The organism is Streptosporangium pseudovulgare, assembly GCF_014648055.1.
GTDB classification, from domain to species: Bacteria; Actinomycetota; Actinomycetes; order Streptosporangiales; family Streptosporangiaceae; genus Streptosporangium; species Streptosporangium pseudovulgare.
The window spans coordinates 76,453-102,851 of record NZ_BMQJ01000011.1 but is presented as its reverse complement, the minus strand read 5'-3'; the positions used below and the strand labels follow the sequence as shown (position 1 = coordinate 102,851).

21 protein-coding genes are annotated in these 26,399 nt (G+C 72.9%); 8 read left to right on the top strand and 13 right to left on the bottom strand.

Annotated features, from left to right (window positions below; translation table 11 throughout):
* Nucleotides 1-30: 30 nt before the first annotated feature.
* The 3 genes from IEZ10_RS21855 to IEZ10_RS21845 form a co-directional block, all read right to left on the bottom strand.
* Complete coding sequence (locus IEZ10_RS21855) at nt 31-1,254, bottom strand: Dyp-type peroxidase (RefSeq protein WP_229811502.1); 1,224 nt, start codon at nt 1,252-1,254, stop codon at nt 31-33.
* Entirely contained in the window at nt 1,254-1,826 is a 573-nt protein-coding gene (locus IEZ10_RS21850) for a copper chaperone PCu(A)C (RefSeq protein WP_189248362.1), read from the bottom strand. Before IEZ10_RS21850 ends, IEZ10_RS21855 begins: the two co-directional genes overlap by 1 nt.
* Nucleotides 1,827-2,105: 279 nt before the next feature.
* The gene (locus IEZ10_RS21845; protein WP_189248361.1) at nt 2,106-2,786 is read right to left on the bottom strand and encodes a hypothetical protein; all 681 of its coding nucleotides are present in this window, start codon (nt 2,784-2,786) and stop codon (nt 2,106-2,108) included.
* A gap of 225 nt (nt 2,787-3,011) precedes the next feature.
* On the opposite strand from IEZ10_RS21845, the gene IEZ10_RS21840 reads away from it, so the two are divergent.
* Nucleotides 3,012-3,590 (top strand): ClpP family protease, encoded by a 579-nt coding sequence (locus IEZ10_RS21840; protein WP_189248360.1) that lies wholly within the window; start codon nt 3,012-3,014, stop codon nt 3,588-3,590.
* Nucleotides 3,591-3,812: 222 nt separating this feature from the next.
* On the opposite strand, the gene IEZ10_RS21835 is transcribed toward IEZ10_RS21840, so the two are convergent.
* Nucleotides 3,813-4,577, bottom strand: a complete 765-nt coding sequence (locus tag IEZ10_RS21835; RefSeq protein WP_189248359.1) for a DUF2470 domain-containing protein — start codon at nt 4,575-4,577, stop codon at nt 3,813-3,815.
* A gap of 101 nt (nt 4,578-4,678) precedes the next feature.
* Between IEZ10_RS21835 and rpsD the strand changes: the two genes are divergently transcribed.
* Entirely contained in the window at nt 4,679-5,293 is a 615-nt protein-coding gene (rpsD, locus tag IEZ10_RS21830) for a 30S ribosomal protein S4 (protein WP_189248358.1), read from the top strand.
* A gap of 4 nt (nt 5,294-5,297) precedes the next feature.
* Here rpsD and IEZ10_RS21825 read toward each other — a convergent pair whose 3' ends face one another.
* Nucleotides 5,298-6,296, bottom strand: a complete 999-nt coding sequence (locus IEZ10_RS21825) for an ion transporter (RefSeq protein ID WP_308426292.1) — start codon at nt 6,294-6,296, stop codon at nt 5,298-5,300.
* A 201-nt stretch (nt 6,297-6,497) separates the two neighbouring features.
* Nucleotides 6,498-7,133, bottom strand: a complete 636-nt coding sequence (locus IEZ10_RS40000; RefSeq protein ID WP_189248357.1) for a TetR/AcrR family transcriptional regulator — start codon at nt 7,131-7,133, stop codon at nt 6,498-6,500.
* A 75-nt stretch (nt 7,134-7,208) separates the two neighbouring features.
* On the opposite strand from IEZ10_RS40000, the gene IEZ10_RS21815 reads away from it, so the two are divergent.
* Nucleotides 7,209-8,129, top strand: a complete 921-nt coding sequence (locus tag IEZ10_RS21815) for an ABC transporter ATP-binding protein (RefSeq protein ID WP_229811501.1) — start codon at nt 7,209-7,211, stop codon at nt 8,127-8,129.
* Between the two features lie 8 nt (nt 8,130-8,137).
* A complete protein-coding gene (locus IEZ10_RS21810; RefSeq protein WP_189248356.1) occupies nt 8,138-8,869 on the top strand; it encodes an ABC transporter permease in 732 nt (243 codons plus the stop codon).
* A gap of 90 nt (nt 8,870-8,959) precedes the next feature.
* Here the strand turns inward: IEZ10_RS21810 and IEZ10_RS21805 are convergent, their stop codons facing one another.
* Together IEZ10_RS21805 and IEZ10_RS21800 are read right to left on the bottom strand one after the other, a co-directional pair.
* Nucleotides 8,960-9,193 carry a hypothetical protein gene (locus IEZ10_RS21805; protein ID WP_189248355.1) on the bottom strand — a complete coding sequence of 78 codons (234 nt, stop codon included), beginning with the start codon at nt 9,191-9,193 and terminating at the stop codon, nt 8,960-8,962.
* Between the two features lie 5 nt (nt 9,194-9,198).
* Nucleotides 9,199-10,557 (bottom strand): S8 family serine peptidase, encoded by a 1,359-nt coding sequence (locus IEZ10_RS21800; RefSeq protein ID WP_189248354.1) that lies wholly within the window; start codon nt 10,555-10,557, stop codon nt 9,199-9,201.
* 172 nt (nt 10,558-10,729) lie between these two features.
* On the opposite strand from IEZ10_RS21800, the gene IEZ10_RS21795 reads away from it, so the two are divergent.
* On the top strand, nt 10,730-12,775 hold the full coding sequence (locus IEZ10_RS21795) for a spermine/spermidine synthase domain-containing protein (RefSeq protein WP_189248353.1): 2,046 nt from the start codon (nt 10,730-10,732) through the stop codon (nt 12,773-12,775).
* Between the two features lie 190 nt (nt 12,776-12,965).
* Here IEZ10_RS21795 and IEZ10_RS21790 read toward each other — a convergent pair whose 3' ends face one another.
* The gene (locus IEZ10_RS21790) at nt 12,966-14,486 is read right to left on the bottom strand and encodes an LCP family glycopolymer transferase (RefSeq protein WP_189248352.1); all 1,521 of its coding nucleotides are present in this window, start codon (nt 14,484-14,486) and stop codon (nt 12,966-12,968) included.
* 831 nt (nt 14,487-15,317) lie between these two features.
* Nucleotides 15,318-16,427, bottom strand: a complete 1,110-nt coding sequence (locus IEZ10_RS21785; protein WP_189248351.1) for a neutral zinc metallopeptidase — start codon at nt 16,425-16,427, stop codon at nt 15,318-15,320.
* Nucleotides 16,428-17,110: 683 nt separating this feature from the next.
* Here IEZ10_RS21785 and IEZ10_RS21780 point away from each other — a divergent pair.
* The 3 genes from IEZ10_RS21780 (at nt 17,111) to IEZ10_RS21770 (ending at nt 19,641) form a co-directional block, all read left to right on the top strand.
* Nucleotides 17,111-17,980 (top strand): LysR family transcriptional regulator, encoded by an 870-nt coding sequence (locus IEZ10_RS21780; protein WP_189248350.1) that lies wholly within the window; start codon nt 17,111-17,113, stop codon nt 17,978-17,980.
* Between the two features lie 124 nt (nt 17,981-18,104).
* Entirely contained in the window at nt 18,105-18,950 is an 846-nt protein-coding gene (gene folP, locus IEZ10_RS21775) for a dihydropteroate synthase (RefSeq protein WP_189248349.1), read from the top strand.
* A 211-nt stretch (nt 18,951-19,161) separates the two neighbouring features.
* Nucleotides 19,162-19,641: an ATP-binding protein gene (locus tag IEZ10_RS21770; protein WP_189248348.1), complete on the top strand. Its 480-nt coding sequence runs from the start codon at nt 19,162-19,164 to the stop codon at nt 19,639-19,641.
* Between the two features lie 31 nt (nt 19,642-19,672).
* Here the strand turns inward: IEZ10_RS21770 and IEZ10_RS21765 are convergent, their stop codons facing one another.
* From IEZ10_RS21765 to IEZ10_RS21755, 3 genes are all read right to left on the bottom strand, one after another.
* Nucleotides 19,673-21,127 (bottom strand): pyridoxal phosphate-dependent decarboxylase family protein, encoded by a 1,455-nt coding sequence (locus tag IEZ10_RS21765; protein WP_189248347.1) that lies wholly within the window; start codon nt 21,125-21,127, stop codon nt 19,673-19,675.
* A 1,336-nt stretch (nt 21,128-22,463) separates the two neighbouring features.
* Nucleotides 22,464-25,199 carry a Rossmann-fold NAD(P)-binding domain-containing protein gene (locus IEZ10_RS39085; protein WP_229811500.1) on the bottom strand — a complete coding sequence of 912 codons (2,736 nt, stop codon included), beginning with the start codon at nt 25,197-25,199 and terminating at the stop codon, nt 22,464-22,466.
* Between the two features lie 55 nt (nt 25,200-25,254).
* A complete protein-coding gene (locus IEZ10_RS21755) occupies nt 25,255-26,313 on the bottom strand; it encodes a phosphotransferase (protein ID WP_189248346.1) in 1,059 nt (352 codons plus the stop codon).
* Nucleotides 26,314-26,399 lie beyond the last annotated feature (86 nt).

Here is a 26,399-nt window from a genome sequence, read left to right as displayed (position 1 = left end):
CAGGCGGCGACGGCCGCCCGGCCGGGCCGGTCAGGACAGCAGGGTCTCACCGACCCAGCCGTCGGGCCCGCAGCCCGGCGGGACGGCGTACACCGCCGAGCCGACCGGCGTCGTCCACTGGTTCAGCAGGTCCGCCTCGGCAAGCCTCCGCTGGACGGGGAGGAACTGCCGGGCGATGTCGGCCTGGTAGGAGGCGAACAGCAGCCCCGTGTCGGGTCGCCCCTCGTAGGTGACGCCCTCGTCGTAGTTGTAGACCCGGCGGAAGATCCGCATACCCGGGTCGGCGACGTGCGCCCGCCGGATGTGGGCCTGCTCGGCGATGACCGGGAACCCCGCCGCCGTGACCATGCCGAAGTCCGGCGCGTCACGCTCGTTCCGGCCGGTCAGCGGGGCGCCGGTGTCCAACCGGCGGCCCACCGAGAACTCCTTGGCGGTCCGGTCGGCGGCGTCCCACGTCTCCAGGTCCATCCGGATGCGCCGCAGCACCAGCGTGGTGCCGCCGCGCAGCCACTCCGGGCCGTCGTCCACCCACACGGCCCGGTCGAAGTCGGGCGTGCCGGGGCGGGGGTTGACGGTGCCGTCGAGCTGGCCCATGAGGTTGCGCTGGGTCGTGCCCGGCGCCTGGGTCTGCGGGCCGCGCCGGAACCCCCGCTGGACCCAGCGCACCCGGGCGAAGGACCGGGCGTCCTTGACCAGCATGCGCAGGGCGTGGGCGAGGGTGACGGCGTCGTCGGCGCAGACCTGCAGCAGCAGGTCCGTGCCCGTCCACCGCTTGTCCAGCCTGTCGATTCCGAACTTCGGCAGGGGCGCCACCGACTCCGGGCAGCGGTCCGCCACCTCCGCGGCCCGGAACAGGTCGGGCCCGAAGCCGAAGGTGACGGTCAGCCGAGCGGGGAGCGTGGCCAGCTCCGGATCGGTGTCGGCCAGGGCCGCCCGGCCCTCGGCCAGGCGGCGCGCGTCGTCGGTGAGCAGCTGCATCAGCCGTACGACGGCGTCGCGGTCGGCGTCCGGCAGCAGGTCCAGGCCGACGAAGACGGCGTGGGCCTGCGGCGTCGTGGTGATGCCGGCCTGGTGCGGCCCGTGGAAGGGTTCGGCCGCCCAGCCGGTGGGGGGCGCGGACCCGCCGGACGCCGACGGCCCCGCGTAGGCAGCCTTGGCGCCGGTCTGCGCGGAGGCGCACGCCGCGAGGGCGCCGGCCGCGGTGGCGGCGCCCCCCGCGAGCAGCCCGCGCCGGGTCAGCCGGGGCTGGTCCATCAGCTGTGTCCCTTACCCGCGCCGGAGTCGTAGTTCTCGTTGCCGCCGGCGAAGTCCTTGCCGATCGCGGTGAACTCCATGGTCCCGCCGTCCTTGAGGGTCAGGGTGAAGGGGATCCGCGCGCCGGGCTTCACCTCCTCGGTGACGCCCATCAGCATGATGTGGTCGCCGCCGGGCTGGAGCCGGTGCGTGCCGTGCGCGGGGACGGTGAATCCGCCCTCCTTGGGCCGCATGACCGGCTTGCCGCCGACGTCGGCCACCTCGTGCAGCTCGATCATCGACGACAGCGGGGAGGTGGCGGAGACGACGGTCACGTCGGCGGCGGTGTGGTTGACCAGGGTGCCGAATGCGGCGGTCATGCCCTTCTTCGCGGTCTTCACCCAGGGGTCGGTGACCGTCAGGGGGGAGGACGTGCCGGGTGTGCCCGAGCCGGACGGCGCGGCGGCCGGGGTGGCGGCCGGTGCGGCCGCCCGGTCCGGGGCCGGCGCGTCCTGCTGTGCGCCGCAGGCCCCCACCGCGGCGGCGGTGAGGACGGCCAGGAGCCCGGCCGGGACGACACGACGGATGATCATGGAAATGCCTTTCGAAGACGGTACGGCGCCGCGGCGGAGCGGTGCTCTGCACGCCGCGGGAGCGCCGGGAGGCGCAGGGGGCGCCTCGATGCCGGAGAGATGGAATGAAGCGATCACGGCGGGACGCCGGTGCCGTACGCGGACGGGCCGGTGGGCCGGGTCGTGCGCCCGGCCGTGCGGGAGCCACGCGGAGCGGGCCGTGCCGGGGCCGCCGCGAACGTCGGCGGGCGGCCGGTGGGCGACCGGTGGGCGGTCAGCCGGAAGACGCCGCCGGAGATGTCAGAGAAGGAACGCCGCGGGCGCCGGAGGGCCGCGTCTGCTGACCGCGTGCCGCAGCGAGGAGCGACGCGGGACGGCGGGGCCGTCGCGGCGGGGCGTGCCCGAGGGCTTCCTCGGGACCGGGGACGGCTCACCGGCGAGGACCGGCGTGAACCGGGCGCCGAGCCGCCGGAGCACCGCCCAGAGCAGTGCCTCCCCGCGGGCCAGCCACAGCGCGGTCAGCCCGATGGCCCAGCCGTGCATGACCAGCATCGCCAGGCCCGGGACCAGCCCCGAGTGCCCGGCCATGCCCGCCATCGGGTCCACGGCGGCGAGCGGGTCCGGAAGCGAACCGGGCGGCGCGGTCAGGCCGGCGTACGGCCCCGGTCCGGCCGTACCGGGGAACGGCCCCGGCGGCACGACGTGGCAGGTGGCCGGGGCCGTCACCGCGAACAGCAGGTGCAGCGCGGCCTGCACGCCGGTCAGGAGCGGCAGGATCATCCCCAGGCCGCGCTCGCGGCCGGTCGCCGGAAGGGCCGCCGCGAACGCCAGCGCCAGCCCGCCCGCCGCGCCCCAGGCCGTGACCGTGCCTCCGGCGAACGCGTGCGCCCCGGCGCTCAGCCCCAGCGCCACGGCGGCGAAGGCCGCGGAGCGGGCGAGGCGGAAGAGCGCGGTCGCGGGAACGGGCTCGGTGGCGGGCATGATGCGGCCATCATCACACAGGAAGGCGCCGCCCTCCCGCCGGGGGACCCGCCTTTCCCCGTGTCGCGTCCGGCGCCGTCGCGTTCTTCCGGCGACGCTGCGCTGTGAGCGGAAAGCGCCCACAGCGAACGGGCCCGGAACTCCGTTCCGGGCGGCGTTATCGTCGGCAGCGATTCATCAGACGTACGTCGGTGGATTCCCGATATGTGAGGCAGGTGAAAAGAGTTGACCAACCCACAGCCCGTGTTCGAGGACCCGCTGTACCAGCGGCTGCTGCGCCAGCGGATCGTCGTGCTCGGAACCGAGGTGAACGACGAGGTGGCCAACCGGATCTGCGGCGAGCTGCTGCTGCTGGCCGCCGGCGACGGTGAGCGTGACATCTGGCTCTACATCAACTCGCCGGGCGGTTCCGTCTCGGCGGGGATGGCGATCTACGACGTCATGCAGTACGTCCCCAACGACGTCGCCACCGTCGGCATGGGCCTGGCGGCGTCGATGGGGCAGTTCCTGCTGTGCGCCGGTGCGCCCGGCAAGCGGTACGTGCTGCCGCACGCCCGCGTCATGATGCACCAGCCGTCCGGCGGCGTCGGCGGCACCGCCAGCGACATCGCCATCCAGGCCGAGCAGATGCTCTACACCAAGCAGATGCTGCGCGAGCGGATCGCCTACCACACCGGCCAGCCGCTGGAGCGGATCGAGGCGGACTCCGACCGCGACCGCTGGTTCACCGCCGCCGAGGCGAAGGAGTACGGATTCGTCGACCAGGTGATCCGGAGCACCAGCGAGGTGGCGGCCGGTAACTGACGGTCCGTTTTGGAATGATGTCCTCTGCCCGATTCCCGGGTGACGGTGAGAACGACACCGTTTTCCCGGGGTCGCGCGGGGCGGCTCCGGCATGAGCCGCCCGTGAGGCCGGCGGCCCCGCCGGGCGCCTTCGCCGTCCGGGCGCCGTGACGCCCGTCGCATCCCGGTGTCCGTACGCGCCGGACGCTCTCGCCGTACGGGCCGCCGGTGGAGCGGGGGCGGTCAGCGGTGGCAGAGGAGGCCGTGCACGGCGTGTTCCAGGGAGCGGGCGCAGGCTACGGGGGCGGGCCAGGGGAGGCGGACCAGCGCGGGCCGGTCGGCGCCGTGGCGGACGGTCGCCCCGTACCGGTCGAGCTCCCACAGCCACACCTCGCGCACCGGAGCGCCGAGCAGGGAACACAGGGCGTCGGTGAGTTGTCGGCGATGGGTGTCGTTGACGTGGGCGAGCATGCGCTCGGCCGGCTCGGACAGCGGGTCGGGCACGGCGCGCAGATAGTCCTCGGCGTCGACCACCCCTGACTCGCCGCCGGTCAGGTACACCACCTGCCCCACGTCCACGCGGAGCAGCCGCGGCGCGCCCGTGCCCTCCGGGCGTCCCCCGCCGGCCGGGGCGGCGAGATCCTCCAGGACGTCGAACAGCGCCTCGTCCGGGCAGTGCCCCGCGATCGCCACCGCGGCCTCGCGCGCCTCGGCGGCGGGTACGGCCTGCGCCCAGCCCTGCACCTTGAGCAGACCCCGCGCCGTCTCGTGCCCGCCCAGGCGGCGGCTCGCCACCAGATCCACGGTGACCGCGGGTTCGTCGCGCGCGCCGTACAGGGGGTCGCCGGGCCGGACCAGCAGCACCGGGCGGCCCGCGCCGTCCACGCCTCCCCGGGCGGGGACGGCGGGCCGGGCCGTGCCGGCGAAGGAGACGTGGGTCGGGGCCGCCGCGGCGGCCAGGGTGCGGATCCGCTCCGGGATCGGCGGGGCGGTGACGGGGCGCTGCATGACCCGGCCCTCCTTGAGATCGGCGAACGATGTCAGGTAGCTTAGGCTTACCTAACTAAGGCTTGCCTAATCAATTCTTACCGCAACGAGAGGGAGTTGTCATGCGCTACACCGGACCCAAGGTGCGCCTGTCCCGCCGGGCGGGCGTCCCGTTGACCCGCAAGGCGGTCCGCTACTTCGAGGAGCGCCCCTACCCGCCGGGCGAGCACGGCCGGCAGACCCGCCGGCACCAGGCGAGCAACTACAGCCTGCAGCTGATGGAGAAGCAGAAGCTGCGCTGGTACTACGACGTCTCCGAACGGCAGATGCGCCGCTACTGGGACCTGGCGCACCGCGGCAGCGGCCGTTCCGGCGCCGAGCTGGTGGCCATCCTGGAGAGCCGCCTGGCCTCGCTGGTCCTGCGCGCCGGCCTCGCGCCGTCGATCTACGCCGCCCGCCAGTACGTCGCGCACGGGCACATCACCGTGGACGGCCGCAAGGCGGACATCCCCAGCTACCTGGTCAAGCCCGGACAGGTCGTCTCGGTGCGGCCCAGGTCACGGGCGATGCAGCCGTTCGTCGCCGCGGCCGAGGGGATCCACGCCGACGAGCGGATCGCCCCCTACCTGTCGGTCGACCACGCCGACCTGACGTTCACCCTGCTCGACCGCCCGCGGCGCGAGCAGATCGCCGTCCCGGTGGACGAGCAGCTCGTGGTGGAGTACTACTCCCGCTGACCGGTCATCTCCGGCCCCGCGCGCCCCGCGACGAGCGGCCCCGTGACGAGCGGTCCCGGGGTGATCGGCTCCGCGGGCCCGGCCCCGCGGCGACGGGCCCGGCGGCGGCCGGCTCCGTGCCGACGACCTCCGTGGCGACCGGCCCGGCGGCGACGGGCCCGGCGGCGGCCGTCACCGCGGCGACCGGTTCCGCGGCGGCCCGCCCCCTCGCTGCGGTTCCCACCGGGGTCCGCTCGCGTAGTTCCCGCACCTCCGCCCGTAGCGCCGACAGCTCCGCCAGCACGGCCGCCTCGAGGCTGCGGGTCGCCCGGGCCGTCTCCCCGGAGGCCTCCTCCTCCATCGCGTTGACGACCACCGCGATGAAGAGGTTCAGCACCACGAACGTGCAGACCAGCATGAACATCACGAAGAAGAGCCACGCCGACGGGTGTTCGTCCATCACGTCGCGGGTGATGTCGGACCAGCCGTCCCCCGTCATCATCTGGAACAGCGTGAACAGCGAGGTGGGCAGGTCGCCGAAGTAGTCGGGCGCGGTGAGGTGGTAGAGCTTCGTGCCCATCACCGCCGCGACGTAGAGCACCAGGCCGAGCAGCAGCACGATCGACGTCATTCCGGGCACCGCGGTCAGCAGGGCCGTCACCACCCGGCGCAGGCTCGGCACCACCGAGATGAGCCGCAGCGCGCGCAGGATGCGCAGCGCCCGCAGCACCGACAGCCCGTTGGCCACGGGCAGCAGGGACAGCGCCACGATCGCGGTGTCGAACAGGTTCCACGGGTCGCGGAGGAAGCGCAGGCGCTGGGCGTAGACCTTGGCCGCCAGCTCGGCCACGAAGATGTACAGCGCGGCGTGGTCCACGACCGCCAGCGCCGTGCCGTACCGGTCGGTGACGGTGGCCGATGTCTCCAGCCCCAGGGTGGCCGCGTTGATCACGATGACCGCGATGATGATCCGCTGGAGGTAGGGGGTCTCCAGGAAGGTGCGGACGCGCTCGCGCACCGGCACTGACGGCTCCGTGGGTCGTGAGGGGACGAGGTGCCGGATGATCATATCGCCGGATGATCCACTCTTCGGCGGTGGTCGTCGTACGGCGACGCCCGGCCCCCGGGCGGCCGGGGAGCCGCCGCCGGGCCGGTCGCGGCAGGGAGACCGCTGCCGGGCGGATCGCGGCGGAGGAGGCCATCGGACTCATCGCCGCCGGGCGGGTCACCGCCGGGTGTAGCGCCCGCCGATCCCCGACTCCAGCAGGCCGAACGCCTGCTCGGCCCGCTCGCGCAGGTCCGGGAGGATGTCGTCGGCCCGTTCCCCGGCGATCATGCGCCGTACGGCGTGGTTCACCACGGTGCGCAGCACCGCGTTGATCTGCGCGGCGACCAGGGCGGGGGTCAGGTCGTCGGGATCGGCGCCGGCCTCCTCTGCGATCGCCTCGGCGAGCCTCCGCTCCCGCGTCTCGCCCATCTCCCGCACCCGGGCGACCAGGCTGGGGCTGGTCTCGACCATGCGGAGGAAGTCGTCGCCGGCCTCGTGGAACCCGTAGCGGTAGTGGCCGGTCTCCAGCGCGTCCAGGAAGTCGCGAAGCACCGCGGTCACGGGGGTCTCCCCGGGTTCGCGCTCCCGCACCACCCGGGCGAGCAGGTCCTCGACCTCGGGCGCCCGGTCGAGGAGCAGGTCCTCCTTGGTGGCGAAGTAGTTGAAGACCGTGTTGACCGAGACGTCGGCGGCCCGGGCGACGTCGGCCACCGTCACGTTGTCGAACCCCCGGGCCATGAACAGCCCCGTCGCGATGTCGGAGATGCGCAGGCGGGTCTCCCGCTTCTTGCGCGCGCGCAGTCCCTCGCTCATGCCGGTCATTTTAGATGTTGCAGAAATTTTTAAGTCACTCTATTTTTGGGGCGACTTCAAGATGGAGGCGATCGAGTGATCAGGACATCGGGCCTGCGCAAGACCTTCCCGGGCGGCGTCGAGGCCGTCAGGGGAGTCGACCTGGCCGTGGAGGCCGGGGAGATCGTGGGCTTCCTCGGCCCCAACGGCGCCGGCAAGACCACCACCATGCGCATGCTGACCACACTGCTGCGCCCCTCCGGCGGCACCGCCGTCGTCGCCGGGCACGACCTGCTCGCCGACCCGCGGTCGGTGCGGCGGCGCATCGGCTACGTGTCCCAGGGAGGCGGGGTCTCCCCGGGCGTCCCGGTGAAGGAGGAGCTCGAACTGCACGCCGCGCTGTACGGCGCACGCCCCGCCGAGGCGCGCGGGCGGATCCGGGAACTGCTCGACCGGTTCGAGCTGACCGGCCTGGAGACCAGGCCCGGGGCGGCGCTCTCCGGAGGCCAGCGCCGCCGGTTCGACCTGGTGTTCGGCCTGGTCCACGCCCCGGCGCTGCTCTTCCTCGACGAGCCCACCACCGGCCTCGACCCGCAGAGCCGGGCCCACCTGTGGGACCACATCCGGCGCCTGCGCGAGGAGGAGGGCCTGACGGTCTTCCTGACCACGCACTACCTGGAGGAGGCCGACACGCTGGCCGACCGGCTGTTCATCATCGACCACGGCGTGATCGTCGCCGAGGGCACCCCGGCCGAGCTCAAGGGCGGCGGCGGCACCCTCGACGACGTCTTCCTGTCCATCACCGGCCGCTCGCTGCGGGACGACGCCCTGGGCGCCCCGGGTGATCCGAGCGCTCCGGGCGACCCGAGCGGCGCGGGCGGGGTGCCGGGCGGTCCGGGAGCCGAGGCCCCGGACCGCCCGGCGGCACCGGCGGACCGGGCGGATCGGGCGGATCGGAATGACATGGCGGAGACGACGGCGGCCGGAGCCCGCCGCGCGGCGGACGGGGAGAGGTGAGGAGTCCGATGGACGTCATCCGCGAGACCTGGCTGGTCTTCCGGCACAACGTGCGCATCCTGCTGCGGCAGAAGGTCGGCATCCTGTTCGGGGTCATGCAGCCGCTGCTGTACCTGGTGCTGTTCGGGCCGCTGTTCGCCACGATCGGCACCTGGGAGACCCTGGTGCCCGGGCTGCTGGTCCAGGTGAGCCTGCTCAGCGCGGGCATGGCCGGGTTCGGCATTGTCTTCGACCTGCGCTCCGGCGTGCTGGAGCGGCTCCGCGTCACCCCGGCCCACCGGGTCGCCCTGCTGCTGGGCCGGGTGCTGGGCAGCTCGCTGATCCTGCTCATCCAGTCGGTCCTGCTGATCGCGCTGGGCTACGCCTTCGGCCTGCGGGCCCCGCTGCCCGGAGTGCTGGCCGGGCTGGCGATCATGGCGCTGCTCGGGGTCAGCCTGGCCGCGCTGTCCAACGCGATCGCGCTCACCCTCGACCCCGACCTGTTCGCACCCGTGGTCAGCACCGTGGTCGTCCCGCTGATCCTGCTGTCGGGGGCGTTCCTGCCGATGTCGATGGCGCCGGCCTGGCTGGACGCCGTGTCGCGGGCCACCCCGTTCCGGCACGTCGTCGAGGCCGTCCGCGACCTGTTCGCCGGGCACTACGCCACGGCGGCCGTGGGCGTCGGGGTCGGGGTGGCGCTCGCCCTGTCCGCGGTGTGCGTGGCGGTCGGCACGCGGGTCTTCAACCGCGCCAACGCCTGACCCTCCGGCCGCGGGGCCCGACCGGGTGCCCCCATGGCGGCGGGCCGTCCGGGCGGTCCCGGCGGGCGGGGCGACCCACGAGGACGGGGGCTAGTCCGGCGGGCCGTACGGTTCGATGCGGGGGTCGGCGTACGGGCCGCCGCCGGCGGACGGGTCGATCCGCCGGGCGGCGGCCTCGCTCACGCGCAGGCCGTACAGGTCCTCGCCGGGGTCGATGAGCACCAGGCCGTAGCCGGTGTCGACGTCCTTCTCCGACAGCTTCAGGCGGCGCATGGCCTGTTCGAGGGTCGCCCTGGGCGCGAGCCGTACGGTGACGAGAACCATGTTCCTCACGCTACGCGCGCCGCCCGGCGGCGCAATGAGGAGATGACCCCGGAGGCGTCGATGACGCCGTAGCCGTAGTCGAAGTCGAACCCGACGTCGCTGCGGTCGTCGGCGGTACGGCGCAGCAGGGTGCGCAGCTGCGCCGGGGCGAGCCGGGAGGCCGGCCACACCGTGCGCACGGCCGCGACCACCCCGGCGGCGACCGGGCAGGCGGCCGAGGTGCCGGAGTCGGGCTCACGGTCGCCGAAGGCCCCGGAGCCGGAGAAGTGGGTGTAGGAGCAGATGTCGGGCTTGCGGGAGGTGAGCCGGCCGGGGCCCTGGGAGGAGTAGCCGACCCGCTCCCCGGCGGTGTCCACCCCGCCGATGGACAGCACGCCCGGGTGGGAGTTGGCGCCCGTGATCGGCCGGTCCGGGTAGGCGCACCGGCTGTCGCGGCACTCGCGCCCGCAGTTGCCCGCGGCGAACAGCACGTCCGCGCCGGCCTGCTCCAGGCTGGAGACGATGAGGTTGAAGGGGTGGGCGGGGTTGTCGGAGTAGTTGCCGGGGTGGCCGACGGGGAAGTCCCAGCGCGGGGAGAACGACCCCCAGCTGTTGGTGATCACCAGGGCCCGCGACCCGGCGGGCTGCGCCTCCAGGACGGTGCGCAGGTGGGCGAAGGCGGCCACCGCGTCCGACAGCATGCCGTCCAGGGCCGAGCCGCCCGGCCTGCGGGAGAGCAGCACGGGCAGGTCGAGCAGCGTTGCGCGCGGCGCGGCGATCAGCGCGTCGAACGCGCACATCGAGCCGTGGTCGACGGGGAAACCGCCCGGGGTGCCGTGCACCCCGTCGGGGTTCCAGCTCCGCGTGGCGTCCAGGGTGAGGTCGCGACCGAGACGGCCGGTGACGTGGGCGGTGTTGATGCCGGTGTCCAGCACCGCGAGGGCGACGCCGGAGCCGTCCATGCCCTCGGCGCCCAGCCCGGCGACGTCCAGCAGCCGCTCCACGTCGTGCCAGTCGCCCACCGGGCCGTCGCCGCCGCAGGTGGGGTTGGGCTCGATGACCGGGTCGGCGAAGACCCCCACGACGTCGCGGTGCAGCGCGGGCAGCAGTGTCAGGCGGGTGGACAGCTCGTCGTCGGAGATCTCACCGCGGACCATCACGGTGGCGTCCTCGGCGGCGAGCGAGAAGGTCAGCGCCTGGTTCAGCGACAGCGGGTCGCCGCCGGTCGCCGGCACGGGGCGCGGGACGGCGACCGGGGTGAAGGAGTGGTCCAGCGCGACGCCGGGCAGGCCGTCGGCGACGTCGGCCGTGGTCGCGGTCGCGCCGGGGTCGGCCACGGCCGCGACGACGTCGGGGGAGGGGCGGAGCTGGATGAGGACGCGCATGACGCACCACCGGGAAACCGAAGGGAACGGGCCATCCCACGTTCCTCCATTTCCGCCGGGCGCGTCCAGCCGTTCATAACAACTCCGACCGGTATCTTCTCCCGTTTACACCGGCAAATCGCCGGGGCCGTTTTCCTTTCGCGGGGACGCGGCGGTCACTAGGTTGTCCGGCATGACCACAGCGGCGGAGACCACGCCATCACCGCATTCCGGCGCCTTTTCCCGGCACTGGCTCGGCGCCCGGCCCAGACTGGTCGTGGCCAGCGCGTTCATGCTTTTCCTGGAGCTGGCGCTGATCCGGTGGACCGGCTCGAATATCGTGCATTTGAGTTATTTCACGAATTTTGTCCTTCTGGGGTCGTTCCTCGGAATCGGGCTGGGTTTCCTGCGGGTGGGGCGCACGGCGCGCCCGCCGTACTACTCGGCGATCGCGCTGGCCGTCCTGGTGCTGGTGATCCTGCGATTCCCGGTCACGGTGGACCGCGACACCGAGGGCGTCCTGTACTGGACCAGCCTCAACACCAGCGGGCCGCCGCCGTGGCTGATCCTGCCGCTGATCTTCGCCGCCGCCGCGGTCGTGCTGATGGGCCCGGCCGAGCTGGTCGGCCGCTGCTTCCCCGAGCTGGACCGGCTGGAGGCCTACCGCTACGACCTGGTCGGCAGCCTCACAGGCATCGCGCTGTTCACCGCGCTGTCGTTCCTCGGCGCCCCGCCGGTGGTGTGGGGGATGATCGCCGCGGCCGCCTACGTCGCGCTGCTGTGGCCGCGCGGGCTCGGCGGCCGGGTCGCGGTGCTCGTGCCGTCGCTGGTCGTCGTCGGCGCGCTCGCCGTCGAGACGCTGACCGCCGGGGCGCTGTGGTCGCCGTACTACAAGGTGACCTACGACCGCTTCCTATGGCAGGGCGTCCCGGTGATGGACATCCAGGTCAACGGCATCCCGCACCAGCAGGCCATCCCGGCGCGGGAGCGGCTGTCGTGGGAGCGGCAGTACGCGCTGCCGTACGAGAGGTCGGCCGCCCACCGGCTCGACGACGTGCTGATCGTCGGCGCGGGCAGCGGCACCGACGTGGCGATCGCGCTGGCCAAGGGCGCGAAACACGTGGACGCCGTGGAGATCGACCCCAGGCTCCGCGAGCTCGGCGAGATCTACCACCCCGATCGGCCCTACGCCGACCCCCGGGTCACCACCGTCGTCACCGACGGCCGCGCCTACCTGGAACGCACGGCCAGGAAGTACGACCTGATCCTGTTCGCGCTGCCCGACTCGCTGACCCTGGTCTCCGGCGCCGGCTCGCTGCGGCTGGAGAGCTACCTGTTCACCCGGCAGGCCATGGAAGCGGCCAGGGACCACCTCAAGCCCGGCGGCACCTTCTCGATGTACAACTACTACCGCGAGGGCTGGCTGGTCGACCGGCTCGCCGCCACCGCGCAGGCCGCCTTCGGTCACCGGCCCTGCGTGGACGTGGTCAGCCAGGCCGGGCAGCAGGCCGTGATCACCGCCGGCCTCGCCGCCGCCGACCAGTCCTGCGGCGCCGAGTGGGCGGGCGCCGCCGCCGGGGCCCCGCCGCCGAGCGACGACGACCGGCCCTTCCTGTACCTCAAGGACCGCACGATCCCGCAGATCTACGTCGTCACCCTGATCCTGATCCTGATCGTGAGCCTGCTCGCCGTCCGGGCGGTCGCCGGGCCGTACCGCAGGATGCGCCCGTACGCCGACCTGTTCCTGCTGGGCGTGGCGTTCATGCTGCTGGAGACCAAGAGCGTCACCGGGTTCGCGCTGCTGTTCGGCACGACCTGGGTGGTCAACGCGGTGGTGTTCGCCGGGGTGCTGGTCGCGGTGCTCGCCGCAGTGGAGGTGACGCGCCGCTTCCCGACCCCGCCGCTGCCCGTCATGTACGGTGTGCTCCTCGCCGGACTGGTGCTGGCCTGGCTGGTGCCCAGCTCCTGGCTGCTGGGCCTGCCGCTGCCGCTGCGGGCGGTGACCGCCGTGGTCGTGGCGTTCCTGCCGATCTTCGCGGCCAACGTGGTGTTCGCCAAACGGTTCGCCGACTCGCACGACGGCACGACCGCCTTCGGCGCGAACCTGCTGGGCGCGATGGCCGGCGGCTGCCTGGAGTACCTGGCGCTGGTCGTCGGCTACCGGGGCCTGCTGATCGTGGCGGGGCTGCTCTACCTCGGAGCCTTCGCGCTGCTGCCCCGGCGCGCGGCGGCGGCCTGACCGGCTGCGGCCGTCCCGGCGGCGGTCCGCACGGTGGCACGCGCGGCCGTACGGCGGTGGCACGCGGCGGTGCGTGCAGTGGTGCGTGCGGTGGCGCGCGGTGGCGGGAAAGGCCGTGGCGGGAAAGGCCGTGGCCCGGCCCCCGCGAGGGGACCGGGCCACGGGCCGGGGCGGTGGGATCCGCCGGGCGTCAGAGCCCGCAGGTCTCCGACAGGGACTCCGCCGAGGGGTTGCCGTTCCGGGTGGGGGTCTGGCTGGGCTTGGCCGCCACCGCCGACCTGGTCGGCGTGGGCTTGGGCGTGGTGCCGCTCACCCCGGGCTCCGGGGTGGCCCCGCTCGCCCCGGCCGAGGGCGTCCCGTCGGCCGGCGAGGCGGTGGCGCCCGCGGCCTGGGGGCGGCGGGCGGGCTGGACCGACTGGCGCAGCGCCCGCGCGGTCGCGGTGCGGATCTTCACCCAGTCGGGTGCGCCGCTGTAGAACTGCGGCGGCACGAACTGGAGGCTGGTGATCTTCGCACCCTTCACCTTCATGGCCAGCTCGATCAGCGGGTCCAGCAGCTCGCGGGGGATGTTCGTGGTGGCGAGCTTCTTGGCGGCCTGTGCGATCTTGATGAAGTTGGTCAGCACCACCTGCGGCGTGGCCTGCTGGGCGAAGGCGCCGATGACGCACCGCTGCCGGCCCATCCGGGAGAAGTCGTCGCTGTCCACCCGGGAGCGGCCGTACCAGAGCGCCTCCTCGCCGGAGAGCGTCCGGTAGCCCGCCTTGATCGTGCCGGCCGTGCCGAAGTGGCCGCCCCAGCGGATGTCGTGGTCCACCCGGATCTTCAGGCCGCCGATGGCGTCCACGAGGTGGGCGAAGCCGTACATGTTGATCAGGGCGTAGTAGTCGATCTTCAGGTTGAGCGTGTAGCCGATGGTGTCCATCAGGGCCTTGGGGCCGCGCTGCCCGTCCTTGCCGTGCACGAGGTCCGGGTTCTCCTCGGCGTACTGCCAGATCTCGTTGAGCAGGCCGCCGTTGGGCAGATCGGCCATGTAGCCGTTGGGGAACCGCTTGGCCAGCGGGGTGCCGGGCCGGAAGCGGACGTGCTGCAGGTTGCGCGGGAGGCTGAACAGCACCGTGTTGCCGCTCTTGATGTCGATGCTGGCCACGGTCATGCTGTCGGTCCGCAGGCCGGTGCGGTTGCCTGCCGCGTCACCGCCGACCAGCAGGAAGTTCACCCTGGAGCTGCCGTCCCAGGGGTCCTCGGCCTTGATCGGCGCGGCCGTGGGGTTCGCCTCCTCCTGCTGCTGGAAGATGACGTTGGCCGTGTCCTTGATGGCCAGCACGCTGCTCGCGGCGTATCCGAACGGCGCCATCACGGACACGCACAGCACCCCGGCCGCGATGCCCGAGATGATCTGGTCCCGGCCCTTCAGCCGGTTCGGGCCGAGGGTGACGTAGGAGAAGAGCACCAGCAGGAACCAGGCGAGGGCGCCCACCCCGGTCAGGGCCACCAGGCCCGTCAGCGTGCTGTCCCGGGCGAGGAAGCCGACGTTGCCCTGGAGGGTGAGCCCGGCGACCAGCGCCGCCACCAGCAGCGCGGCGAAGACTCCGAGCAGGGCGTACCCGATGCGGCGCCGTCCGGAGCGCAGGTGCGCCGCACCCGGGAGGATCGCCGACAGCGCGGTCCAGCCGATGATCGAGCCGATCGTCAGCGGCCGGGCGAACCGCATCCGCTTCCCGGCGGCCCCCTTCCCGGAGGTCCCGCCGGAGGCCTGGGGCGCGGACGGCCCCGGGCCGGACGCCGGTGAGGGAGAACCCGCTCCGGGCGGCGGGGAGGCCGCGGGGGCAGGGGCAGGGGAGGAGCCTCCCGCGGGCGCGGGCGCCGCCGCGGCCGGTCCGGCGGGCGGGGCCTGCGGCGTGGGCGATCCGGCGACGAGCTTGTCCTGGGCGCCGGGCGGCTGCTGCGGGGTGGGGCGGCCCGGGGCGGGCTGCCCGGCCGGCGCGGACGATCCCTGCGGGCCGCCGGGCGCGGACGATCCCTGCGGGCCGCTGGGCGCGGCCGGTCCTCCCGGCGTGCCCGGAGGGACCGCTCCGCCCTGCGGGGCCGTCCTGTTGGGGGTCTTCCGGAAGGCCCGGGTCTTCTCCGGGTCGGCGGGGTCGTCCGGTGATGCGGCTGGTGCTCCAGCGCCGGGTGCTCCAGCGCCGGGTGCTCCAGCGTCGGGTGCTCCGGCGCCGGGTGCTCCGTGCGCGCCCTGCGCTCCGTGCGAGGTCGGCGCGCCGGAAGGATCGTGCGGACCTGGGGGTGTTCCGGGGGGCCCCGGGGGTGTTCCGGGGTTCGCATCACGCTGCCGGGTGCGTCGTTGCCCGCCCTCGGCGGCGTCCCCCGAGTCTTGCCCAAGGTGCATCGTCACACCGCTTCCTATGGTTCATCCCGGTCCACCTGGCAAAACAGCCAAGATTCCCTGCTTACACGAAATTTGCCAGGATTCTAGCTCCCATACCGGTACATGACAGACACATGATCAAGTAACGGTTAACGGACGCTTAAAACATGGCGACAGTCATGACGTCGTGGACGCCGGAGCCAGCCAGGTGTTGCACTGGAAGGTCTTGTTCTTCTCGTAGCCCTGGCGGAACCAGCGGTTGTTGTTGGCGGGGGAGCCGTGGTCGCGGGGAGCGCCCGCCCAGTCACCCACGCGCGAGTAGAAGTAGTAGAGGGTGTCGCGCCGCGCCGGGGTGACCGGGTAGGTCGCCGAGACCGAGCGCATGAACATCGCGCCGAAGCAGGTGGCCTGCAGCTCGAACCTGCGGCTCAGCGCCAGCCTGCCGCTCTTGCTGGTGGAGCGCAGGCTCTTCTCCCACCAGGTGTTCGACAGGCCCGAGAGCTGCTGGACGTGATGGCCGTACTCGTGGGCCATCATGCTGACGATCCCGCCGTGCCAGTTCGTGAGCTGGCCGTACCCCAGGGAGCGGCCCGAGCCTCGCACCATGGCGGAGGTCGAGGCGTAGATCGTCTCGTTGCGGGGGCAGTAGTACGGCACGATGCCGCCGGCCGAGGGGAAGTCCCCGCACGCGCCGCGTCCCCTGGTGGAGGTGATGGCGTAGCCCGGCCGCCGCCAGTCGATGCCCTGCTGCTGCAGGATCTGCGCCCAGCCCTTGTCCAGGCACCGGGACGTCTTGAGGATCAGCGCCTTGAGCTGGGCGTTGCTGTAGATGTTGGCCGAGCCGGCGGGGCAGGAGACCCGGGGCAGGCTCCCGGCACGGTAGAGGGTGTTGTTCGTGAGGCTGGTGTTCAGCACCCTCCGGGGCCGGGCGTCGGCCGTGTCCGTCGTGTCCGTCGTGTCATCGGAGCCCTGGGAGTCGCCGGAGTCGTCGGCGGTGCTCGTGGTGCTCGTGGTGCTTGCGGTGGGCGTCGGGTCGGCGGGCTCGCTCGTCCGCGCCTCGTACGGGGTGGAGGTGGGGAGGGCGACCGGCGAGACCATGTGGGAGTCGTCGCCGCCGCGGAGGACCGCGGCGATCACGATGATCCCGACGAACGCGACCGCGATCGCCCCGAAGATCCCGCCGATGACCGCGCCGGCGCCGGAACGGCGGCGCGGCGGCTGCCACTGAGGGTAGGGGGAGGGGCCCTGGAGGGGGGAAGGCGGCGGCGCCGGCGGTGCCGGCGGCATGCCGTACGGCGCCTGCCCCTGCGGCGGAACCGGCTGGGGGAAAGGCTGCGGGGCCGGCTGGGGGAACCGCTGCGGCGGGGGCCCCTGGACCGGCTGGGGCGGGTATCCCGGCGGCTGCGGCGGATGTCCCTGGGGAGGGTGGGCCGGCGGGTGACCCGGCCCCGGATACCCCGGACCCGAGTGTCCCGGACCCGGGTGTCCCGGCGGCGGGAAGGGGTGCGGGGCGGGCGGTCGCGGGGGAAGCGGCCGGGGTGGGACGCCCTGCGGCGGAGGGGAAACGGGCGCCGCCGGACCCCCGTGCGGATGGCCGTAACCCCCGGGCCCGCCCTGTCCCGGCGGCGGTCCCTGCGGGGGCGGGCCCTGAGGCGGATGACCCGGCGGCGGGGTCTGGGGCGGCCCCTGGGGAGGAGCGGAGGCCCAGGCGGGCGGCGGCGCGGGGTGCGGATATCCCTGCGGCTGAGGCGGCGGCGGAGGGAACTGCCCGTTGCCTGTCACGCTGTCTCCCCGTAAACCATCTGTCCCTTGTGACCCGTAGGTCGGGATCATTCTGGAATTTGGGGCGTAAGCATACTGATTTATCATCCGTCACGGATGTAGCCGCAATCAATTACATTCCGGAATCATCCGAGGTGATCTCTGCGATGTGCCGGACTGAGCGGGTTCCCGTGTCCTAGCTTCGATGCATGAATCTGCAGCAGCTCCGCTACGTGGTCGCGACAGCGGAGCATCGCACCATGACCGACGCGGCCAAGTCGCTGTACATCGCACAGCCCGCCCTGTCGCGGGCGATCAGGGATCTGGAACGAGAACTCGGAATGACGTTGTTCGCCCGCTCGGGGCGGGGCGTGGTCGTCACGGCGCAGGGCCGCCGGGTGGTCAAGCTCGCCCGGGAGGCACTCGACGCCGTCCGCGAGATCGAGGAGCTGTCCGCCCATGGCCACACGTCCGACACCGAACTGCGCATCGCCTCCACCCCCAGCCTGGAGCCGGGCCTGGCCGGCCGCCTCCTGCCCGCCTACACCGCCGAGCATCCCGGGGTGCGGGTCCACATCGTCCGCTGCGACGGGCGCGACGGCGTGGTCAACGCCGTACGGGACCAGCGGGCCGACCTCGGCCTGACCGACCTGCCCGTCCCCGCCGACCTGGTCAGCCACCCGCTGGAGCGCCAGGAGATCGTGCTGATCTCCCCGCCCGGCGTCGAGCTGCCCGATCCGGTGCCGATGAACCGGCTCAACGGCATGCGGCTGGTCCTGCCGGTGCCCGGCAGCGCCCGGCGCAGGGAGTTCGACGCGCTCTTCGCCAGGTACGGCATCGTCCCCGTGCCCGCCGTACAGCTCGACGAGCGCGGCAACTGGCTGAACACGGTCCGCTCCGGCGCGGCCTCGCTGCTGTGGTACCGCGGGATGGCCGAGCAGGCCCTCCGTGCCGGGCTGCGGGTCCGCTCCCTCGATCCCTCGGTCCGCCGGGTGATCGCCCTCATCCACGCGCGACGGCGGCTGCCCGCCCTCGCCCAGGAGTTCCTCTCGGTGGCCGAAGGTGGGTCGGCCGCCTGACGAAGACCTCGGTGACCGGATGTGGGCCGGTCGCCTGACGAAGCGGTCTTCCGCACGACATTCCCAGAGGCGGCGCAGGTGGGAGCGCCGGCCTCTCCGGCACCGGGCGATAGGCTCGGTCCCGATGAGCATCCTGCGCCTGCGGGGCCGTGAGTTCCGGCCCGGCGAATTCGCGATCATGGCGGTGGTCAACCGCACCCCCGACTCGTTCTTCGACAGGGGCAGAACGTACGGCTTCACGGCGGCCCTGGACGCGGTGGACGCCGCCGTCGCCGGCGGCGCCGACATCGTCGACATCGGCGGGGTCAAGGCGGGTCCCGGGGACGAGGTGGACCCGGCCGAGGAGATCCGCCGGGTGGCCGGCCTGGTCGCCGCGGTCCGCGAGCGCCACCCCGGACTGATCATCAGCGTCGACACCTGGCGCGCCGAGGTCGGCGCGGTCGTCGCGCGTGCGGGCGCCGACCTGCTCAACGACACCTGGGGCGGGGTGGACCCCGGCCTGGCCGGCGTCGCCGCCGAGCACGGCATCGGGCTGGTCTGCGCCCACGCCGGGCGCGCCGTTCCCCGCACCCGCCCGCACCGCGTCGCCTACGACGACGTGGTCGCCGACGTCATCGGCTACACCGTCGACCTCGCCGAACGGGCGGCCGCCGCCGGGGTGGCCAGGGAGTCGATCCTCATCGACCCGGCCCACGACTTCGGCAAGAACACCTGGCATTCCCTGGAGGTCGGCCGCCGCCTGCACGAGATGGTCGGCACCGGCTGGCCGGTGCTGGTCGCGGTCTCCAACAAGGACTTCGTCGGCGAGACCCTCGGCGGTCTGCCGGTCGAGCAGCGCCACGCCGGCACCCTGGCCACCCTCGCCGTCTCCGCCTGGCAGGGCGCGCGGGTATTCCGGGTCCACGACGCCGCCTCCGCCCGCGCCGCCCTGTCCGCCGTCACCGCCCTGCGGGAGCGGGCCGGCGCCTGAGGCCCACGCCGTACGGCGGGGCGTTTCAGTTCTTGCTTACGAGGGCGCATTCGAGGGGCGTCGCGACACCGTGATCACTTATTGGTGGTGGCCGGCGCAGTGAGCCGGCTGGGCTTCCGTATCCCGAGTCGCAGGGGTCAGGGAAGCCCGGGACCGGAAGCCGGCGGATCGTCGGCCGACCATGATCAAGACGGCGCGGTAGTCTCGGCCGATGGCGAAGATCTTGGTCACCGGCATGTCCGGCACCGGAAAGTCCACCGCGATGGAGATGCTGGCGGCCCGGGGTCATCGCGCCGTCGACACCGACAGCGACCGATGGAGCCACTGGGTGACCCTGCCCGACGGATCCACCGACTGGGCGTGGCGCGAACCGGCCATCGGGGACCTGCTCGCCACCCACCGGGAGGGCGCCCTCTTCGTGGCCGGCTGTAAGACCAACCAGGGGCGGTTCTACCCGCGGTTCGACCACGTCGTCCTGCTCAGCGCTCCCGCCGAGATCATGCTCGCCCGCATCGCGACGCGAACCAACAACCCCTTCGGCAAGCGCCCTGAGGAACGTGAGGCCATCCTGCGCGACCTGGCCGACGTGGAACCGTTGCTCAGGGCGACCTGCACCGCCGAGATCGACGCTTCCGCGCCGATCGACAGGGTCGTCCAGCGACTTGAGGAGCTGGCGCGGACGGCGCCGTGACCAGGGAACGCAGGAACAGGCGCTCCGGCCGTCAGGCCGGGGCGGTCGAGGAGTAGAGCACCGACAGGAACCGGACGAGCACCGCCTCGCGCCGGTCGGCGGGCAGGGCGTCCAGCACGGCGTTGACCACCGCCATCTCCGGCTGCCCCGACCCGCCGCGGAGGTCCGCTCCGACGGCGGCGGCCAGCTCGGCGAAGGCGGCGTCGTCCAGCGTGTCCAGGTCGAGCCCGGCGACCAGCTCCACCAGGCCCTCCGGCAGCTCGACGGGCCCGCGCCGCCGCGCCGCCGCCGCGGACTCGGCGACCACCTCCAGCATCGCCTCCACCCCGCGCAGGGTCACCCCGGTCACCGTGACGTGCAGGTTGGCCGGGATGCCCGCGTAGGACAGCTGCGGCTGCAGGAACCAGCCCCGCCTCCTCGCCTCGTCGGCCATCACGAACACGTCCGGGGCGTCCGGGCCGCCCGGGTCGTCCGGGCCGAAGGCGACCAGGGCCGAGTCCGGGTCGCCGAACACCCGCAGGCCGTCGATCGCCGCGACGCCCTCCCGCAGCCGCCGGGCCGCCGCCAGCGTCGACCGGCCCAGCTCCAGGTAACCGTCGCGGCCGAGGGCCTGCAGGGTGGCCCAGGCCCCGCCCAGCGGGCCGGCGGACTTCGAGCTCTGCACGGTCGCGTTGATGATCGTGTAACCGGGCCAGGACGCCGACGCGAAGTACGCCGCGCGCCGCAGCGCCGGGTCGGCGAACAGCACCACCGAGGCGCCCTTGGGGGCGTAACCGAACTTGTGCAGGTCGCACGAGAGCGAGGTGACCCCCGGCACCGACATGTCGAACGGCGGGACCTGGGCCCCGGCCTCGCGCAGCCACGGCAGCAGCCACCCGCCGACGCAGGCGTCCACGTGGCAGAGCACGCCGCGCGCGGCGGCCGTCGCCGCGATCTCGGCGACCGGGTCCACCACGCCCTGCGGGTAGGACGGCGCCGAGGCGACCACCAGCACCGTGTCGGGCGTGATCGCCGCCTCCACCACCGCCGGGGACACCCGGAACGTCACCGGGTCCACCGGAACGGCGTCCACCGCCACCCCGAGGTAGTGCGCGGCCTTGTGGAACGCCGGATGCGCGGTGACCGGCAGCACCAGTCGCGGCCGGCCAGGGACCGGCCGGGAGTCGCGCGCCGCCTTCACCGCCAGCATGATCGACTCGGTGCCGCCGCTGGTGAAGACGCCGTGCCCGCCGCCGAGCAGGCCGGCGACCGCGCCGACCACCTGCCGCTCCATCTCCACCACACTCGGGAACGCCGTCGGGTCGAGCGTGTTGACCTCCAGCATCTCGAAGTAGGCGCGGGCCGCGGCCTCGTGCACCTCCGGCCGGCCGGTGTCGTAGACGTAGGCCGTCACCTGGCCCCCGCGCACCGGCAGGTCGTCCTCTCTGAGCCTGCCGATCTCGGCGAGCACGTCCTCGATGTCACGGCCTTTCTCCGGCAGGCTCACGCGGGTCTCCTTCGGTGCGGCGCGGGGGGGTGGGGGACGGCCCGGAGGCCGGATACGGCGCGCACCCCGACTCTACGGCCCGGGACACCACGGAGAGGAGTCCCGGCGGCGAGTCCGGCATTCCGGCGGCCGGGTACGGACGGGTCCGAGTGGTTCAGGTGTTGATCTGCAAGCCTCACATCGACACATGATCGCTGCCCCGGGTGTGGACGAGATGGAACGTCTCAGCCGCCATCAGGGCAGCGGGCCGGTGATGCCGTGAGCCATCCCCTGGTCGGAGTGGCCGGCGCGATAATCGCGTTCGGGTTTGCCGTCAGGGTGGTTGCCGGTCCACCAACCGGGTTCACTCTCAGCGGGGAGCGTCGGCGGCGGGGACCGACGCGATGAGCCGGGCACAATACGACCGGACAGCTCGCAGATGTGGGCTGCCGGGATGGCGGGCGAGGACGGCCTCGAGGGCTCGTGCGTCGGGTCCCATCGTCAGACCCAGGTGTAGGTGGCGTCCATGATGGGGGGCAGCCACGGAGCGGCTATGGCCGCGTCCGGGTTGGACAGGGACGACAGCGCCTGACCGAGCAGGGGGAACAGCGGCAGCTCGCCGGTCTTCGCGTTGCCGCCGGGCGGGGTGCAATGGGAGCCGGTCGTGGCGGATCAGGGCGATGTCGTCGCCGCAGAACACGATGGCACCAACACGGATCTTCATGTGGGAGTACGGCGGTTCGTTGGTCATGTGGGCAGTATTGCCGTACCAGGGCCCTGGCACCGGGAAGTGGGGGCTTTCGGGTTCGGCAGCCGCCGTGCGCGAGGATGTCCCGCGCGATGTAGCCGTCCCTATGCGGCATCACCTCGCACACCAGCCGATCAGAGGCCTGGGCAGCGTCCGGCTGGTCCGCACCGCCGGAGAGGTCGACCACACTCAGCCCGAGCCGAGCCCGGAATACCTCCAAGCCCGGCTCAGCGACGAACCCAAGGCGGGAGGGCAGACCAAGTAAGCGTCAAAGACGCAACTCGCAGGTCAGAGGAGCTGATGAGGGGGCAGACAAGATAAGCGTCAAAGGGGCACCGATGGTCGGCACATGGGACAGAACAACAATTTCTGTCCGGTCACCCAGCGGCGTCCTACCGGTTCAACGCCTTCACCCTGGTTCCCTCGCCGATTCGGTTCCGTGGGCCGTCCGGTGCCAGAGCGCCGAAACTTGCCCTCTCCGCACGGTACGCCGAGCCGCGTCGCCCCGGTCATTGCCTCTTTCAGGCTTACCTGGTCTGTCCCCCGGAACACACGGCGGGGCCTGCCCGAGCGGGCAAGCCCCGCAAGACATTCCGTATGCCCCAGGCGTCACCCGGCCTGGACGGACATCGGCTCCCCCGCGACCGGTGGACCCGGCAGGTCTCGCTCATCCCTTGCGTCGGTCGTCTGCCCGGCGGGTTGCTGAGCACGCAGGTACTCTGCCAGCGCGGCGATCCGCCGCAGCGGCCCCAGCTCCAACGGCTCCACCAGCAGCGGTCCGGTCAGCCTGCCGATCGCGTCGCTGATCGCCGTCCGCAGCGGCGAGTCCTCCACCACCTGGTCATGCACGATGCGTCCCTCCTTCGCGGCGACGACCCGATGGTGGTTGCGCTCCAGCTGCCAGCCGCCGGCCACCGTCACCGGCTCTAGATGCACCGCCACCTGAGTCCGCCCGGCGGTCACCATCAGATACCGGCGGCGGTCATCGGCGGCGCGCAGGCCCCGCCGCCACCCGGTGGCATCGGCCGGGGCGTCCCCGAGCAGCACGGCTGGACTGGTGATGCTGGAATGCAGGTCCACGTACGTGGTTGCGTCGGGGGTGTGCAGGATGGACTGCTCGGTGAGGGATGCGACGAACAGCCTCTCGTTGTAGATGGCGCGCAGCATCGACTTCTGCGGTGAGCCGGCCAGGTAGGCGTCGAAGACGCCGCTGGGCAGGACACGGCGCAGGGCGGCCAGCATGTGCAGCCATTCGTAGCCGAGCACCCCGTAGGAGCGGTCGACGAACCGGCCGAGCGAGATGTCGCCGGTGCGGTCCTTGGTGAAGGTGATCGAGATGTGGCTCGGCGGTATGCCGGGCTCGTAGCCCTCCAGCAGGTCAGCGGCGATATCGAGGGCGCGGGCATGGCGGTACTGGTCGACGACGGCGATTCGGGCAGCGGGATGGGTGGCCAGCAGCTGTGTCAGCTCGTCGATCTCATGCCCCTGGCATGCGGGTTTCTCCAGCAGGATTCGGGCGGCGGGGTTATGGGCGAGGATGGCGCGCAGCACCGGCAGATGGTCGGCGGTGGGGCAGGCGACCGACCACAGGCCGATGCCTGCGGCGACGGCCGCGGGGAGGTCACCGACGCTGTGGTGGAAGGTCGTGCAGCCGCGGGGCAGGTCCTGGTGTTTGGGGTCGACGATCGTGAGCTGTGCTCCGGCGTCGGTGAGGATCTGGGCGTGCAGGCGTCCGGCCGTGCCGTAGCCGACCGTGCACACGGTGGTGCCGGCCAGCGGAGCCGAGCCGGTTGCGGCGTGCTGGGCGGGCGCGCTGGCGGACAGGTAGGTGTCGTAGTAGGCGTCATACAGGCCGGAGCCGGTGATGACGTCGTCGACGACGCTGGTGTGCACTCCCGGCGGCAGCGCGGCGGCGTCGGCGCAGAGGGCTTTCGCGGCGATGAGGGTCCCCGCCCGGTAGGCGTCGTAGCCCTGGTTGGGGATGGCGTCGGACTCGAACAGGTTCAGCGATCGGCCGTCGCCGAGGACCGTCACGTGCGTTCCGGCGGGCAGCCGGTAGCGGCGGCCGACGCCGGGGATCTGCGTTGCGGTGAACGCGGGGTCGGTCGCCAGCAGCGAGAAGTCGCGTGTGGCGTACGGGGCGAGCACCGCCCCGTCGGGCAGAGCCTCCACCACGCCGGGGGTGAGGGTGTCTTCGCCGGTGGTGCCGACGAGGAGGAACGGCCGCACGCTGCGCAGCGCGTCGCCGACGGTGCGGTAGGTGGGGTGTCCGGCTTCGGCGGCGGCGATCAGCGCGAGCGGGTCGGGGTCTGCGACGTGGACCTGACAGCCCTGGGCGCGCAGCGCGGCCGCCAGCCGGGAGCCGAGCGTGCCGTAGCCGAGGACGAGGACGGTCCGGCCGATGACTTTCACCGCGGGCAGCAGTTCGCGGAGCCGCCGCAGACACGAGTCGGCGATCTCCGGGTAGCCGAGGTTCGTCTTCAACGCCGAGCGGGCCAGGTTGAACACGGGGATGCCGAGCGGCCCCGCCGCTTTGATCCTTTTCAGGCCGGAGACGGTGAGTTCGATCGCCGCGTCGACACGGCGGACCGCGTCGATGCGGCCGTACCCCTGGGCGATGAGGCCGCCGTCGTCGATGACGAGGACCTTCCGTCCGGTGGCGTGAGCGGCGTCGATGAACGCGTCCACCCCGGCGAGGGCGCGGGCGAGTTCGGCGGCGTGGCCGGCGGGTGCGTTGATCGCCGTGTTGTCGAGCAGGCCGCTGCGGCAGCCGCGCGCCAGGAGGGTGGCGTGGATGCGGTCCCGGTTGCGGGTGCGGTCGCCTTTGGCCAGCGCGTAGACCCATTCGGCGGGGACACCGGCCTGCTGCAGCGCCAGCAGGAAGGCGAGGGTGTTTTCCACGTAGTGGTCACGGAAGATGACCGCCCACTCGGCGAGGTGCGCGTCAGGGGTGGCGTGGCGGGCCAGCAGCGGCATGGACGCGGTGATCTGCTCTAGCTCGGCCGGGTCGTAGCAGCGCAGCCGGTCGCGGAGCCACGTGTGCAGGGCGGCGGCGGTCTCCTCCCCGCCGGGGTGGACGTCCAGGAGGACCTCCAGGCCGTCGGCGGGCAGGACATGGCTGAGCGTGTCGGGCCGCTTAGCGGTGTGCGGGTGCCAGCGGATGGTGACGTGGGGCGCCCCGCCGGGGACGGTGAGCGTCAGGCTGGTCGGGCTGGTGTGGTCGACGTGGAGCTTGCGGGGGGCGGCGATGCCGGCCACACCCTCGCTGAGGGCGGCGGCTGTGATCGGCCCGCGCAGGACGTCCCAGGCCGCTGCGGCGCGTACGGGAACGGTGTCCACACTCACGAGAGTCTCTCCTTGCTGAGTCGGGCGGAACGGGGGGTGGGGGGCGGCCGCCGGGTCAGCCGGCGAGGTCCGCCAGGAGGGCATCGGTTTCGGCCAGCTGCGACAGCAACTCGCCGGCGGCGGCGTGGCGCAGCAGCCAGAACTCGTCCAGGTCGTCTTGGAACAGGCCCGGCTTCAGGTAGTGCTGCTTGACGCCGTAGAGACTGGTGAGCAGTTGCAGCAGCGCGACGCGGCCGCAGGCGCGCACGTCGGCCGCCGGCACGTCGGGGTGGACGCTACGGTAGGCGCGGATCAGCGTCGCGGCGGCGTCCTGCCAGGCCGGGCCGGCGGCGACGGTATTGGGGTAGAACGCCATCCGGCCCAGGTCGTAGGCGAGCAGGAACGGCGGGTGCGGTGGCTGGAAGTCGAGCACCGCCGACAGCGTCTCTGCTTGGAACAGCAGGTTGACCGGTGAGTAGTCGCCGTGCAGGACCTGCACCGTCAGCGTGTCGGGCAGGTCGGCGAGCAGGGCGGGGACGCGGGCGAGCATGCTGCGGCGCTCCAGCAGGGTGCGCTGCGCCTCCCGGTCGAACACATCGGCGCTACCGGCGCGCATCCGTCCGGCGATGATCTCCAAGAGCTGGTCGATCGTCGTGGCCAGGCCGTCCAGGTCGGGGCTGCGCCAGGCCCGTACCGCCGCGTCCGGGTCAGGGCCGGTCGGCAGCGGCGCGAACAGGGCGTGTATGCGGCCCAGCGCGCCGCCGGCGGCGGTGAGCTGCGCCGCCGACAGCCGTGTCTCGACGCGGCCGGGCATCCATTCCCACACCGATATCGGCGGCGGGCCGCTGGCGATGACGTCGCCGGATGAGGTCGGGATGGCGGCCGCGCCGGGAATGCCGTCCTTCACCGCGCGAGCGGCCAGGTCGATCGCGGCGCGTTCGGCGTCCAGGTCGCATGTGGCCGGGTACTGCTTCACGAACACGTCCCGGCCGTCGGCGAGGCGGGCCCGGTAGTTGATGGTGACCTGGCCGATCGGCACCGGGCTGATCGTGTGCGCGGTCAGTCCGAAGCCGGTGGCGAGAACGTCCATGACGGCGGACTCCCGCGTCGAGGCGACGCTGGTCTGGTCAGGCATGGGTTATCTCCTCGATAGAGGTTGCGGTGAGGTGGCGGTGAGGTGGTGGGCGTGCTCCCGGGCAGCGGACCTACGCCGCCGCGCCT